The following is a 13,822-nucleotide window of genomic DNA, read 5'->3' as shown; positions in this document are numbered from 1 at the left end:
GGGGCTGGGGGGCGGGGGGCTGGGGGGCGGGTGGCCGCTCGTCGCGGGGCTCCCTCCCGGGCTCCGCGTCCGCCGCGTGCGCCGGAGCCGGCCCGGGTCCGTCCTCGGGACGGGGACCCGCCGGCGTGCTGGGGCTCCGGTACTCGCGCATCCCTCCCATGGTGCCCGACGGGCGCCGATCCCTCCTGCCGGGCCCGCCCGGGCGCGTCGCGCCGACGGAACACCGATGAGCTGGGCAAACGACCTCAGGCACCGACCTCGCCGAGCAGCAGCGGACCCCGGCCGACCGGTTCGTCCGCGATCGCGAGGCCGGCGTCGAGCGCGGCCCGGGCGCCGGGCACCGCCCCGGGGGTGTCGGTGTGCAGCTCGAGCAGCGGATCCCCCGCCCGCACCTCGTCGCCGACGCCGGCCAGCAGGCGCACCCCCGCCGCCGCCTGGACCGGGTGCTCCTTGCGCGCCCGGCCCGCCCCCAGCCGCCACGCCGCGGTTCCCACCGCGAGGGCGTCGAGCCTGGTCAGGATCCCGGAGGCCGGCGCCTCGACGATCTCGACGTGCGTCGCCGCCGGTAGCGGCGCCGCCGGGTCGCCGCCCTGTGCCGCGATCATCCGTTCCCACACCTCGAACGCCCGGCCCGAGGCCAGGACCTCCGCCGGGTCGGCCTCGATCCCGGCGAGGCCGAGCATGGCGCGCGCGAGGGCCAGGGTGAGCTCCACGACGTCCGGCGGCCCGCTCCCGCGCAGGACCTCCACCGCCTCGGCGACCTCCAGGGCGTTGCCGACGGTGCGGCCGAGCGGCACGGACATGTCGGTGAGCAGCGCGCGGGTCGACAGGCCGTGCGCCGCGCCGATCGCGACCATGCGCCGCGCGAGCTCCTCGGCCGCGTCGTGGGTGCGCAGGAAGGCGCCGCTGCCGACCTTGACGTCGAGCACCAGCCCACCGGTGCCCTCGGCGATCTTCTTGCTCATGATCGAGCTGGCGATGAGCGGGATCGAGGCGACGGTGCCGGTGACGTCGCGCAGGGCGTAGAGCTTGCGGTCGGCCGGGGCGAGGGAGGGCGTCGTCGCGCAGACGACGGCGCCGACCTCGGCGAGCTGGGCCGCGATCTCGTCGGCGGACAGCTCGGCCCGCCAGCCCGGGATCGCCTCCAGCTTGTCCAGCGTGCCGCCGGTGTGGCCGAGCCCGCGCCCGGACAGCTGCGGGACGGCCGCCCCGCACGCCGCGACGAGGGGCGCGAGCGGGAGGGTGAGCTTGTCCCCCACCCCGCCGGTGGAGTGCTTGTCGACCAGCGGGCGGCCGACGTCCGGCAGCGCCAGCCGCTCCCCCGACTCGATCATGGCGAGGGTCCAGCGGGCCGTCTCGGCGTCGTCCATGCCGTTGAGCAGGATCGCCATGGCGAGGGCGGCCATCTGCTCGTCGGCGACCTCGCCGCGGGTGTAGGCGGCGACGACCCAGTCGATCTGCGCGTCCGTGAGGCGGTGCCGGTCCCGCTTGGCGGCGATGACGTCGACGGCGGAGTGGGTCACGCGCGGTCCTCCCTGGTCGGGCGGGGTCGTGAGCGGCCCGTGCCGCTCCGGCGGGTCACAGGGTGAAGGCGTCGGGCAGGACCTCGGCGAGGCTCCGGACACCGCGCGGGGTGTCGAGCACGCACTCCGGGCCGCCGAGCTCGAACAGCACCTGACGGCACCGGCCGCAGGGCACGAGCAGGTCGCCGGTGCCGGAGCGGACCGCGACGGCGACGAACCGCCCGCCGCCGGTGATCCGCAGCTGCCCGGCCAGGGTGCACTCGGCGCAGAGGGTGAGGCCGTAGGAGGCGTTCTCGACGTTGCAGCCCGTCACGAGGCGCCCGTCGTCGCACAGGGCGGCCGCGCCGACGCGCAGCCCGGAGTAGGGCGCGTACGCCGCGGCCGCCGCCTCGACGGCCGCCGCCCGCAGCCGGTCCCAGTCCTGGTCGTGCACGGTCACCCGATCGATCCTGCCGGACCCCGTGCAGGATGTGGTCGTGGACGAGATCGGCGTCGTCGTCGACGCGACCCCCGACGAGGTGTGGGACCTGGTCAGCGACGTCACGCGCATGGGCGAGTGGAGCCCGGAGTGCACCGGCGGGGCGTGGCGCGGCGGAGCGACGGGGCCGGCCGTCGGCGCCCGGTTCGTGGGCTTCAACCGCCACGGGCGGATCCGCTGGCGCACGCACTGCCGGGTGGTCGAGAGCGTGCCCGGCAAGGCGTTCGCGTTCTCCGTGCTGGAGAGCGCGATGACCTGGGGCTTCCGGATCGAGCCGATCGAAGGCGGCACCCGGCTCACCGAGTGGCGCGAGCGCACCGGCGCCCTGGCGGTCCCGGCGAAGCTGTTCGCCGCCACCGGCCTGCTGGGCCGCGACCGCGAGCGGATGATGATCGACGGCATGAGGCGGACGCTCGAGCGGATGAAGGCCGAGCTGGAGAAACGCTGACGCGGCCGTGCCGCGCACGGGCCGAAAGGCCGATGGGCGTGCGGCCGGCGCGGCCGTAGGGTCGTGATCGTGCGCGGGTGGGTACGGGCGGCGGTCGGCCTGGTGGTCGCGGCGATCGTGACCGTGCCCCTCGCCACGCCCGCCGCGGCGACCTCCGCGGGCATCGCGACCTCCCTCCCCGCCGACCCCACCGCAGCCGCCGCTCCCGTCGCTCCCGCGTCCGCGGCGCCCGTTCCCGCCGGCGTCTGCCCCGGTCACGAGGCCCCGTCGGGGCCGCCGGCCCGGGAGGAGACGGTCGCGGTGGCGCCGCTCGCGGTGCCCGAGAAGCCGGTGGGCGGGCCCCGGCTCGGGGGGTGCGGCGACATCCTGCCCGACGGCGCCGCCGCGCCGCCCGCCGTCAGCGCCACCGGGTGGGTGGTCGCCGACCTCGACTCCGGCGCCGTCCTCGCCGCGCACGACCCCCACGGCCGGCAGCGCCCGGCGTCGACGCTGAAGATCCTCACCACCCTGGTCGTGCGCGGGCAGCTCGACCCGGACGCCGACGTCGTCGTCGCGCCCGAGGACGTCCGGGTCGACGGCAGCAAGGCCGGCATCGGCCCCGGCGGCCACTACAGCGTCCGGCAGCTGCTGGCCGGGCTGCTGCTGAACTCGGGCAACGACACGGCGATGGCCCTGGCCCGCACGATGGGCGGGGTCCCGGCGACCCTGCAGGCCATGCAGGCCCGGGCCGAGCAGCTCGGCGCGCTCGACACCCGCCCCGCCACACCGTCCGGCCTCGACGGGCCGGGCATGTCCAGCTCGGCCTACGACCTGGCCGTCCTGTTCCGGGTGGCGCTGCGCGACCCACTGGTCCGGGAGACGCTCGCCGCGCCGACCGTGCCGTTCCCGGGCTTCGCCGACCACCCCGGCTTCGCCCTGTCCAACGACGACCCGCTGCTCCACACCTACCCCGGCGCGTTCGCGGGCAAGACGGGGTTCACCGACGCGGCCCGGCACACCTTCGTCGGGGCCGCCGAACGGAACGGGCGCCGGCTCGTCGTCGCGATGGTGCGCGGGGAGCAGCGGCCGGTGCGGATGGTCGCCCAGGCCGGGGCGCTGCTCGACTACGGCTTCGCGCTGCCCCCGACCGCATCGGTCGGCACCCTCGTCGACTCCCGGCCCGTCGAGCCGACGCCCGAGCCGGCACCCGCCCCCTCGCCCGTGGCGATCACCCCGGCGCCGACGCCGCACCCGGTGCTGCCGTGGGTGGCCGCCGCGGGGGTCGTCGCGGTCGTGCTGGCCGCCGGGACGGGGCTCCTCGTGGTCCGCCGTCGGCGGCCCTGACCTTCGCGCTGCTCATTCGCGCTGCTCAGCCGGTCGGCCGTGCTCCCGCTCAGCGGCGGGGGCGCAGGGCACGCAGGCCCAGCAGCCCGCCGACGGCCGTGACCGCGCCCGCGCCGAGCAGACCCGCGGCGGCGGCCGGGCTCGGCCCGGAGCGGACGACGACCTCGGGCCGGATGACCGCGGGCGCCGGCACGTCGACGGGCTCCTCCTGCTCGTTCTCCTTCGCCGTGGCCGCCCAGGCGGTGACGAAGAGGATGAACCGGGAGATGAAGAAGGCGAAGACGAGCAGACCGATGATCGGGCCGAACGCCACGCCGGCCGGCGACTGCGTGACCGAGGACAGGTAGATCGTCATGACCTGCTTGAGGATCTCGAAGCCGACCGCGCCGATCACCGCGGCCCGGACCGCGCTCGACACGGCGACGGGCGCGCGCGGGAGCCGCGCGATCACCCACAGGAACACCAGCCAGTTCGCCGCCAGGCCGAGGACCACGGTGAACAGCCCGAGCAGGGCCCGGGCCCAGGCCTGACCGCCGAGGCCGACCAGGTCGAGCAGGAGCCGGCCGAACGCGCTGCCCACCGCGGAGATCGCGAAGGAGAGCACCAGCGCCAGCCCCAGCCCGACCAGGGCGAGGAGGTCGAACAGCGTCTTCTTGACGACGTTCGGCGTCTCCGGCGGCTGGGCCCACTGCTCGGAGAGCGCCTCGCGCAGGTTGCCCATCCACCCGATGCCGGAGTACAGCGCACCGAGGAGGCCGAAGATCCCGACCGCGCCGGCGGAGTTGATCGCCTGGTCGATGACCTGGTTGATCGTGGCGCCGAGCTGGCCGGGGACCTGCTGGGTGATGCCGTCCTGGATCTGCTGCAGCAGCTGGGGCTGGCTCTGCAGCACGAACCCGGCGATCGCGAACGCGACCATCAGGATCGGCACCAGCGCCAGCACGCTGAAGTAGGTGATGGCGGCGGCGTAGTGGTCCCCGTGCCGGTCGGTGTAGCGGGCGCCCGCCCGCATCACGTGGTCGAGCCAGGGCATGCGGGCCCGGGCCTTCTCGATCGCGCTCGGACCGTCGTCGGCGCCCTTCGCGTCCTTCGCAGGGTCCTTCTCGTCCGTCGTCGGCCCGGCCACGCCCTCACCCCATCAGCTCGTCGGCGGCAGGAACCCGATCCTCTCGTGGACGGCCGCCAGCGTCGCGCCGGCGACCTCACCCGCCCGGGTGGCCCCGCGGGCGAGCACCCGATCGAGCTCGGCCGGGTCCCCCAGGTACTGCTGTACCCGTTCCCGCAGCGGAGCAACGAAGTCCGCGACGACCTCGGCGAGGTCCTTCTTCAGGTCGCCGTAGCCCTTGCCCGCGTACTCGGCCTCGATCTCGGCGACCTTGCGGTCGGTGAGCGCGGAGTAGATGGTCAGCAGGTTGGCGATCCCCGGCTTCGCCTCCGGGTCGTAGCGGATCTCCCGCTCGTTGTCGGTGACGGCCGAGCGGATCTTCTTGGCGATCCGCTTCGGGTCGTCGAGCAGCTCGACGATCCCGCCGGGCGTCGACGCCGACTTGCTCATCTTCACCGTCGGGTCCTGCAGGTCCTGGATCTTCGCCGCGCCGGCCGGGATGAACGGCTCCGGCACCGTGAACGTCGCGCCGAAGCGCTGGTTGAAGCGCTGCGCGAGGTTGCGGGTCAGCTCCAGGTGCTGGCGCTGGTCCTCGCCCACCGGGACGCGGTCGGCCTGGTAGAGCAGGATGTCCGCGGCCATCAGGACGGGGTAGCTGAACAGCCCGACCGTGGCCCGGTCCGCGCCCTGCTTCGCGGCCTTGTCCTTGAACTGCGTCATCCGGGAGGCTTCGCCGAACCCGGTGTAGCAGTCGAGGACCCAGGTCAGCTGGGAGTGCTGGGGCAGGTGGGACTGCACGAAGATCGTGCAGCGTTCCGGGTCCAGACCCAGCGCGAGCAGCTGCGCCGCGGCGTTGCGGGTGCGCGCGGCCAGCGTGGCGGGGTCGTGGTCGACGGTGATCGCGTGCAGGTCCGGGATGAAGTAGAACGCGTCGTGGTCCTCCTGCAGGGCGACCCACTGCCGCACGGCGCCGAGGTAGTTCCCGAGGTGGAAGGAGTCGGCCGTCGGCTGGATCCCGGAGAGCACCCGGGGACGTCGCGCGGTCGTGTCGGTCCCGGTCATGACACCAGTCTCTCAACCACCGTCGACCGCGTTTCGCCCGCCACCGGGCACGAGGCGCGGAGGCCGCGCGGTCCGGGGGCGGCGACCGGCCGGCCCGGGCGCCGGGTGGGGCGTCTCGTCCGCGCTCGGCGCCACAGACGCGCGGTCACCTCGCGACCCGGCCGGTGACAGGTGCAACCGACCCTGACGGACCAACGCTGCGCGGCGTGGACACACGCTGAGCGATGATGCCCTCACATTGTTCACCCGCGGGTGGAGGCCGCGCGGGCCGACAATCGGGGGCGCTCGTCGACACGCCCGAGGGAGATCACCGTGAAGCGCAACCGCTCCTGGTGAACGACCGTGTGGGGTGCGGGTCCCGGCGGCCCGCACCCCCGGCGCGGGCGGCTAGCCCTCCTGCGCCGCCCGCACCCGGTGCGGCGCACCCTGGGCGCGCGCCCCGCGGGTGAGCATGAGCGCGGTGGCGAGCACCGCGCCCGCCATCCCGCAGGTCCCGACGGCCACGGGCGCACCCCACCGCTCGGCGAGCAGCCCGCACACGAGGATCGCCAGCCCCTGCGCCGCGATCAGGCCCGACGCCGCGAGCCCGGTCGCCCGGCCGCGCATCTCGTCCGGCGTCGCGCGGACGAACACGGCCTGGGCCGGCACCAGCGCCGCGGTGCACAGCGCCCCCGTGAGGGCCCACAGCACGACGACCGCCGCCACGTGCGGCACGAACATCGATGCCACCAGTGGCACCCCCGCCAGCGCGGTGCAGGGCAGGATCGCCCGCTCCCGCAGCCGTTCGGGCACCCAGCGGCTGATGACGAGCGCACCCAGCACGCTGCCCGCCGGGTCGGCCGCCATCAGCAGCCCGACGGCCCAGGAACCGGCGCCGAGCTCGTCGGCCAGCGGGACGGCCAGCGCCTCGGGCGCGACGTAGCCGCCCACCAGCCACACGGCGAGCGCCAGCGTGCGCAGCCGGGAGTGGGTGAAGACCGTGCGCGCACCCTCGCGGATGTCGGCGAGCCAGGACAGGGCGGCGGGTGCCGCGCCGTCGGCCACCGCGACGGGCGCGGGGCGCCGGCGCACGCCGAGGCGCACGACCAGCGCCGAGAGCAGGAAGGTCGCCGAGTTGAGCAGGATCGCGACGCTGGGGCTGATCACCACGAGCAGCGCGCCGCCGACGGCGAACCCCGCGATCTGCGCGGTCTGGTTCGTGATCTGCCGGACGGCGAAGCCGCGCTCGAGCAGCTCCTCGGAGTCGAGCACGTCGGGCAGGAGGGCGCCCTGGGCGGACGTGTGCGGCGAGGCCAGCACCACCACCAGCACCAGCAGTGGACACAGCAGCGCGAGCGGGATCCCGGGGACCGCGAGGGGCACCACGAGCAGCGCGCGGGCGGCGTCGGCCAGCACCATGACCTCGCGCCGGCGGAACCGGTCGGCCACCCAGCCGAGCAGCACCCCGCCGAGCAGGGCCGGGAGGAAGGTCAGCGCGTAGACGGCCGCGGCCCAGGCCGCGGAGCCGGTCCGGCCGTAGACGAGGACGGAGAAGGCGACGCGCGCGAGCTGGTCCCCGCAGATCGAGACGAGCTCCGCCGCCCAGAGGGCGCGGAACTCCCCGCTGCGGAACACGCTCGGTCGCGTGACTTCCCGAGGCACGATCCCCCCGCCGTGACTGCCGTTCGTACCGCCCGGCGCACCGGGCTCGCAGTTCGATACTGAACGTAACCGGTCGGAGCCGGAGAGTCCCAGCGGCTCGCTCGGCGGACGGTCGTCGTTCGGCGGTGACCGGTCGCCCCAGCGTGCTCCACGACGTCGGACCGCGCACCCCCTTCCACGCGGACGGGTGGTGCGGAGCCGGTCCCGGTACGCCTCCCGGAAGTGGGAGCGGGCGGCGCGGGTCGGCAGGTTCGAGGGTCTCGACGGGCTCGCGGCGGAGCAGGCGGACGGTCGGTCGGGGATGGGGTCACCAGGCGCGGTTGCGCATCGTCAGCTCTCTCTCGGGTCGGGTGCGGATCGGGGCTCGCTCGTGTCACCAGGCGCGGTTGCGCATCTCCGGGCTCCTCGTCGGTCGTCGGGACTCGGGTCGGACCGGACAGGTCTCACCAGGCGCGATTGCGCATCTCGGGGCTCCTTCGCGGTCGTCGGGACGTATATCGGCCGAGGGGTCTCACCAGGCGCGGTTGCGCATCTCCGGGCTCCTCGTCGGTCGTCGGGACGTATATCGGCCGAGGGGTCTCACCAGGCGCGGTTGCGCATCGCGGGGCTCCTTNGGACGTATATCGGCCGAGGGGTCTCACCAGGCGCGGTTGCGCATCGCGGGGCTCCTTCTCGGTCGTCGGGACTCGGGGTCGGCTGGGTGGTCTCACCAGGCGCGGTTGCGCACTTCGGGCCTCCTTCTCGGGTCGCCGGGTTCTCGTCGGGCTGGGCAGGTCTCACCAGGCGCGGTTGCGCACTTCGGGCTCCTTCGCGGTCGTCGGGACGTATGTCGGCTGGGCGGTTTCACCAGGCGCGGTTACGCACTTCGGGCTCCTTCGCGGTCGTCGGGACGTATGTCGGCTGGGCGGTTTCACCAGGCGCGGTTACGCACTTCTGGCCTCCTTCCCGGTCGCAAGGACTCGTGTCGGACTGAGCTGTCTCACCAGGCGCGGTTACGCACGACAGGCCTCCTCGTCGTCGTCGGATCTCGTCGGACCGTGCAGCTCACCAGGCGCGGTTGCGCATCACGGGCTCCTCGGGTCGGTCGGGCGGGGGTGCGGCTCACCAGGCACGATTGCGCATCTCGGCCTCCCTCGGCTCGTCGTCGGATCGGTCCGCGCACGTTTCGTGTGCCCTTGCTCACCCGGCGCGATGACACCTCGGCTCCCCCCGGGTTGCAAGGACGGACGGTCGGTCGCAGGCTCTCATCGGGGCCGACCCGTTGTCGGCCCTCCTGTGCGGACGTCACGGGCCCATCGGAGGAACGGTTCACCGCGGCGAGGCCGGGCGGACGCGCAGCTGCGCCCGACGGAGGCGGACGCAGCGGACGGGGACGTCCCGGGTCGTCCTTCGCGCGGTCGCGCACGGCGCCCTCCTCCCCACGCACCGGCCGGCGGTAACGACCGCGGCGGCTCCGGCGATCAACCGGTGACCGGCGGCCCTGGCCGCGGCGGCCGGTGCGCTCCGACACTGCGGGCAACGACCGCCGGCGAAGGCGGGTACGCCCGGTCGCGGCGCGCCGCCGCTCGGCCCGGGCACGGTGAGCCTGCAGCGTGTGTCACCCAGAGTAGTCACGACACGCGATTCGGTACCGTTTCGGGGCATCCGGATCGTGTGATCGTTTGACTACGCTCGGGGTCCGACATCACCAGTTTGGCTGGACAGGAGACTCAGTCGTGGCGCAGTCACCTCGACGGAGGTGCGGGATCACCCGTTGGGCCGTGTGGGCTCAGCCCACCCGGGTGATCGCGATGCTCGCCGTCGTGGAGACGGTGGCGCTGGTGCTGGTCGCCCTGTCGTGGTCCGCCCTTCGGCCCACTGTCGGTTCGGCCGTTCTCGCGCTCGTGCTGGCCGCGTCGGGAATCGTGCACACGGAGGTGGCCACCGGGGTCGAGCGTGCCCGCCGGCGCGTGGGCGAGAAGTCCTACACCGACCTCTCCACGATCTGGACGTTCGCCGCCGCCCTGCTCCTGCCGGCCGCGCTGGCCACCGCCACGATCACGGTCATCTACACGTACCTGTGGTTCCGGGTGTGGAAACCGGCGCGGTTCCCGCTGTTCCGGCACACCTTCACCACGTCCACGGTGCTGCTCGCGGCGGTCGCGGCCCGGGAGGTCGTCGAGCGGACCGGCGGGGCGGAGGCCTGGGCGGGGGGCGTCGCGGGGCTGGCGGCGCTCGCGTGCGCCACGCTCGTCTACGCGGCGGTGAACTCGCTGCTCATCGCGCTCGCCGTCGCCACCAGCAATCCCGACGCGAAGCCCGCGGACCTGTTCGGCCACCCGGACGACGTCGCGGTCGAGGTCGCCACCCTCTGCCTCGGCGCGATGCTCGCCCTCACGCTCACCGTGTCCTGGTGGTTCGTGCTGTTCGCGTTCGTGCCGATCCTCGTGCTGCAGCGGGCGGTCATGTTCCGCGAGCTGGCCGACGCCGCGACCACGGACGGCAAGACCGGCCTGCTCACGGCCACGGCCTGGAACGCGCGTGCCGGCGAGGCCATGGTCCGGGCCCGGCGGGAGCGCACCAGCCTGGCGATGCTCGTGCTGGACCTGGACCACTTCAAGAAGGTCAACGACACCCACGGCCACCTCGCCGGGGACCGGGTGCTGGCCGCCGTGGCCGACGCGGTCCGCGCCGAGGTCCGGGGGGACGATCTGGTGGGCCGCTTCGGCGGCGAGGAGTTCGTGGTCCTGCTGCCCGGTCTGCCGGCCGGGCGGGCGGCGGCCGAGCTGCACGCCGTCGCGGAGCGGATCCGGCAGCGGGTGACCACCCTGGTCGTGCCCGTCGAGACGCCCGACGGGCCGCTCTCGATCCGCAACCTCAGCATCTCGGTGGGCGGCACCATGGTGCCCGCCGCGCCCAGCACGACCGTCGAGCAGGCCATGGCCCTCGCCGACCACGCGCTCTACCGGGCCAAGGACTCCGGGCGCAACGCCGTGCGGATCGCCGACCACTCGCAGCCGCTGCTCGGCGACGCACCCGAGACCCGGAGCGCGCCGGAGGCCGTCGAGCCCCCGCGACCGCGCGCGGAGCCCGAGCCCTCCTAGTCAGTCGCCGTCGCCGTCGGCGGGGGCGTCCGCAGGCACTCCCTCGACGGCGGTTCCCACGTCCTCCGCGCCGCCGGCCCGGACGACGCGGACCACCCCGTTCTCGAGGTCGATCGGACCCAGCCGGAAGGTCTCGCCGTTGCCGGACTCGCCGGCCTCGTCGGAGATCTTCGGACCGGGGAACAGCTCGCCGAGGACGCCCATGCCCGTCAGGTTACGCGCGAGGGAGGCCCCGGCAGGGCCGTGTCGCGGCATGATCGCCCGTCGTGGAGCGGGAGGGTCGTTCTCCGACCGGCCCGCTCCACGACCGGTGATCTTCCTACCGTCAGGCCGGGGTGAGCGGCAGCAGGCTCGGGCGGGCGGGGGCCAGCTTCGCGACCGGCTCCCGATAGGTGGTGCTCCGCTGCCGCACCGGACGCCCGGCGGCCGCGGCGATCGCCGTCAGCTCCTCCACCGACCGCTCCGAGCCGTTCTCCGACCCGGCCATCCGGGAGATCGTCTCCTCCATCAGCGTGCCGCCCATGTCGTCCGCGCCGCCGCGGAGGATGTCGGCGGCGAGATCGTCGCCGAGCTTCACCCACGAGCACTGCACGTGGTCGATCCGGCCGTGCAGGGCCAGCCGCGCGAACGCGTGGACCGCCCGGTTGTCCCGCTCGGTGGGGCCGGGCCGGGCGATCCCGGCCAGGTAGATCGGCGCGTTGTGGTGCACGAACGGCAGCGGGACGAACTCCGTGAACCCACCCGTGCGGTCCTGGACCGACGCCAGCGTGCGCAGGTGCCCCAGCCAGTGCCGCGGCTCGTCGACGTGCCCGTACATCATCGTCGACGACGAGGGGATCCCCAGCTCGTGCGCCGTGGACACGACCTCGATCCACTGCGCCGCGGGCAGCTTGCCCTTGGTGAGGACCCAGCGGACCTCGTCGTCGAGGATCTCGGCCGCGGTCCCCGGGATGGACCCCAGCCCGGCGGCCTTCAGCTCGGTGAGCCACTCGCGGATCGACACCCCGGCCTTCGACGCCGCGGACACGATCTCCATCGGCGAGAAGGCGTGCACGTGCATCCCCGGCACGGCCTCGCGCACCGCGCGGACCAGATCGGCGTAGAAGGTCACCGGCAGCTGCGGGTCGATCCCGCCCTGCACGCACACCTCGGTCGCGCCGTCCCGCGCGGCCTCGACCGCGCGGGAGGCGATCTCGGGCAGGGAGAGCCGGTAGGCGTCGGCGTCGCGCTCGCGCTGGGCGAAGGCGCAGAAGCGGCAGCCGACGTAGCAGACGTTGGAGAAGTTGATGTTGCGGTTGACGACGTAGGTGACCTCGTCGCCGTTCACCTGCCGCCGGACGTCGTCGGCGAGCCGGACCAGCTCCTCCAGGGCCGGGCCCTCGGCGGTCAGCACCGCCATGGCCGCGGCCTCGTTCGCCGGGTCCAGCAGGGCCGCCGGGTTCGACCCGGCCAGGTCCAGTCCGGCCCGGACGTCGCCGGTCAGCCGCTCGGGCGCCCGGGAACGCTGCGCTGCTCGGGATCTCTGGGCGGCGAGCTCGTCGCGCAGCTCGTCCCAGTCGCCGTAGACGGACGCGAAGTCGCCGCGCCGGTCCTCCGTGCGGCCGGTGGTGTCGATGGTGCTGTGCAGGTCGGTGCGACCGGTCGACTCGAACCCGCCGTCGGGTTCCTGCCACGGCCGCCCCTCGACGACCGCCTGCTCGTCGGCCAGCCCGGTCTCCGGGTCGGCGAGCGCCGCGACGTGCGCGTGCAGCCGGGTGTCGATCCACGGCGAGCCCGCCAGCACGTACTTCGGGTACGCCGTCAGCCGCTCCCGCAGGGTGAAGCCCGACTCGGCCGAGCGCGCCGCGAGCTCGGAGATGACCGGCCACGGCCGCTCGGGGTTGACGTGGTCCGGCGTGACGGGCGAGACGCCGCCCCAGTCGTCGATCCCGGCCCGCAGCATCAGCGCGAACTCCTCGCCGACCAGGTTCGGCGGGGCCTGCACACGCATCTTCGGTCCGAGCACCAGCCGGGTGACCGCGATGGTCGCCGCGAGGTCCTCGAGGTCGGCGTCGGGGTCGCCTGCCATCGCCGTGTCCGGCTTGGCCCGGAAGTTCTGGACGATCACTTCCTGGACGTGCCCGTGCGCCCGCGCCGCCGAGCGGATCGCGAAGATCGACTCCGCGCGCTCGGTCCGGGTCTCCCCGATGCCGATCAGGATGCCGGTCGTGAACGGCACCCCCACGCGTCCGGCGTCGGTCAGCGCCCGCAGCCGGACCGCCGGCTCCTTGTCCGGGCTGCCGAAGTGCGGGCCGCCCTTCTCCGACCAGAGCCGGGTCGCCGTCGTCTCCAGCATCATGCCCATGGACGGGGCGACCGGCTTGAGCCGGGTGAGCTCCTCCCACGACAGCACGCCGGGGTTGAGGTGCGGCAGCAGACCGGTCTCCTCGAGCACGGCGATGGCGCAGGCGCGGACGTAGTCCAGGGTCGAGTCGTAGCCGCGCTCGTCGAGCCACTGACGCGCGGCCGGCCAGCGGTCCTCCGGCCGGTCCCCGAGGGTGAACAGGGCCTCCTTGCAGCCCTGCGCCGCGCCGGCCCGCGCGATCTCCAGCACCTCGTCGCGCTCCAGGAACGCCGACGGCACCCGGTGCGGCACGGTCGCGAAGGTGCAGTAGTGGCAGCGGTCGCGACACAGCCGGGTGAGCGGGACGAAGACCTTCCGTGAGTAGGTGACGACGCCGGGGCGACCCGCGTCGACCAGGCCCGCGTCGCGCACGGTCGAGGCGGCGTCGAGGAGCGCGTCGAGCTGCTCACCGCGCGCGGCCAGCAGCACCGCCGCCTCGGTCACGTCGAGCACGGCGCCGTCCCGGGCCCGGCGCAGGGCGCGACGGACGGCGGACTCCGACGGAGCGGGTTCGGCGGGGGCTGCGGGAACCTCCGGCACGTCGGCGGGCGCGGGCTCGGGGAGCATCTCGGCCATCCGCCCACACTATGTCCGGCCCACCGCCCGGTCGACCGGCGAGATCGTCACAGGGGGCCGGGGAATACGACGGATGCCCCGTCCGGCCCCCTTCCCGCCCCACCGCTCGTACCGCGAGTCGCGCCGCGGGCCCCGCGAGTCGTGCTCCCGGCTCCCGCGAGTCGCGAGATCCGGCACCGCGAGTCGCGAGCTCCCGAATC

10 protein-coding genes are annotated in these 13,822 nt (G+C 74.6%); 3 read left to right on the top strand and 7 right to left on the bottom strand.

All coding sequences use genetic code 11. From position 1 onward, the window contains the following. Nucleotides 1-245 precede the first annotated feature (245 nt). Entirely contained in the window at nucleotides 246-1,523 is a 1,278-nt protein-coding gene (locus ACFQH9_RS19955; RefSeq protein ID WP_379567676.1) for a thymidine phosphorylase, read from the bottom strand. A 55-nt stretch (nucleotides 1,524-1,578) separates the two neighbouring features. Further along, nucleotides 1,579-1,956 carry a cytidine deaminase gene (locus ACFQH9_RS19950; protein WP_379567680.1) on the bottom strand — a complete coding sequence of 126 codons (378 nt, stop codon included), beginning with the start codon at nucleotides 1,954-1,956 and terminating at the stop codon, nucleotides 1,579-1,581. Between the two features lie 43 nt (nucleotides 1,957-1,999). Here ACFQH9_RS19950 and ACFQH9_RS19945 point away from each other — a divergent pair, with 43 nt between their 5' ends. Together ACFQH9_RS19945 and ACFQH9_RS19940 are read left to right on the top strand one after the other, a co-directional pair. After that, complete coding sequence (locus ACFQH9_RS19945) at nucleotides 2,000-2,449, top strand: SRPBCC family protein (RefSeq protein ID WP_379567675.1); 450 nt, start codon at nucleotides 2,000-2,002, stop codon at nucleotides 2,447-2,449. 69 nt (nucleotides 2,450-2,518) lie between these two features. Further along, nucleotides 2,519-3,772: a D-alanyl-D-alanine carboxypeptidase family protein gene (locus tag ACFQH9_RS19940; RefSeq protein WP_379567674.1), complete on the top strand. Its 1,254-nt coding sequence runs from the start codon at nucleotides 2,519-2,521 to the stop codon at nucleotides 3,770-3,772. 49 nt (nucleotides 3,773-3,821) lie between these two features. Here the strand turns inward: ACFQH9_RS19940 and yhjD are convergent, their stop codons facing one another. The 3 genes from yhjD to ACFQH9_RS19925 all read right to left on the bottom strand — a co-directional run bounded on the left by yhjD (nucleotide 3,822) and on the right by ACFQH9_RS19925 (nucleotide 7,553). Beyond that, nucleotides 3,822-4,805 carry an inner membrane protein YhjD gene (yhjD, locus tag ACFQH9_RS19935; RefSeq protein ID WP_379567679.1) on the bottom strand — a complete coding sequence of 328 codons (984 nt, stop codon included), beginning with the start codon at nucleotides 4,803-4,805 and terminating at the stop codon, nucleotides 3,822-3,824. A gap of 105 nt (nucleotides 4,806-4,910) precedes the next feature. Then, nucleotides 4,911-5,939, bottom strand: coding sequence for a tryptophan--tRNA ligase (gene trpS / locus ACFQH9_RS19930; protein ID WP_379567673.1), 1,029 nt, complete (start codon nucleotides 5,937-5,939; stop codon nucleotides 4,911-4,913). Between the two features lie 387 nt (nucleotides 5,940-6,326). Continuing rightward, complete coding sequence (locus ACFQH9_RS19925) at nucleotides 6,327-7,553, bottom strand: MFS transporter (protein WP_379567672.1); 1,227 nt, start codon at nucleotides 7,551-7,553, stop codon at nucleotides 6,327-6,329. A gap of 1,787 nt (nucleotides 7,554-9,340) precedes the next feature. Between ACFQH9_RS19925 and ACFQH9_RS19920 the strand changes: the two genes are divergently transcribed. Then, nucleotides 9,341-10,663 (top strand): GGDEF domain-containing protein, encoded by a 1,323-nt coding sequence (locus ACFQH9_RS19920; protein ID WP_379567671.1) that lies wholly within the window; start codon nucleotides 9,341-9,343, stop codon nucleotides 10,661-10,663. Here the strand turns inward: ACFQH9_RS19920 and ACFQH9_RS19915 are convergent, their stop codons facing one another. Together ACFQH9_RS19915 and ACFQH9_RS19910 are read right to left on the bottom strand one after the other, a co-directional pair. Further along, nucleotides 10,664-10,867: a hypothetical protein gene (locus tag ACFQH9_RS19915; RefSeq protein ID WP_379567670.1), complete on the bottom strand. Its 204-nt coding sequence runs from the start codon at nucleotides 10,865-10,867 to the stop codon at nucleotides 10,664-10,666. Nucleotides 10,868-10,988: 121 nt separating this feature from the next. Beyond that, entirely contained in the window at nucleotides 10,989-13,622 is a 2,634-nt protein-coding gene (locus tag ACFQH9_RS19910) for a bifunctional FO biosynthesis protein CofGH (protein ID WP_379567669.1), read from the bottom strand. Between the last annotated feature and the right edge of the window lie 200 nt (nucleotides 13,623-13,822).

The organism is Pseudonocardia lutea (assembly GCF_042658055.1).
GTDB classification, from domain to species: Bacteria; Actinomycetota; Actinomycetes; order Mycobacteriales; family Pseudonocardiaceae; genus Pseudonocardia; species Pseudonocardia lutea.
This window is presented reverse-complemented; position numbering and strand designations above follow the sequence as displayed.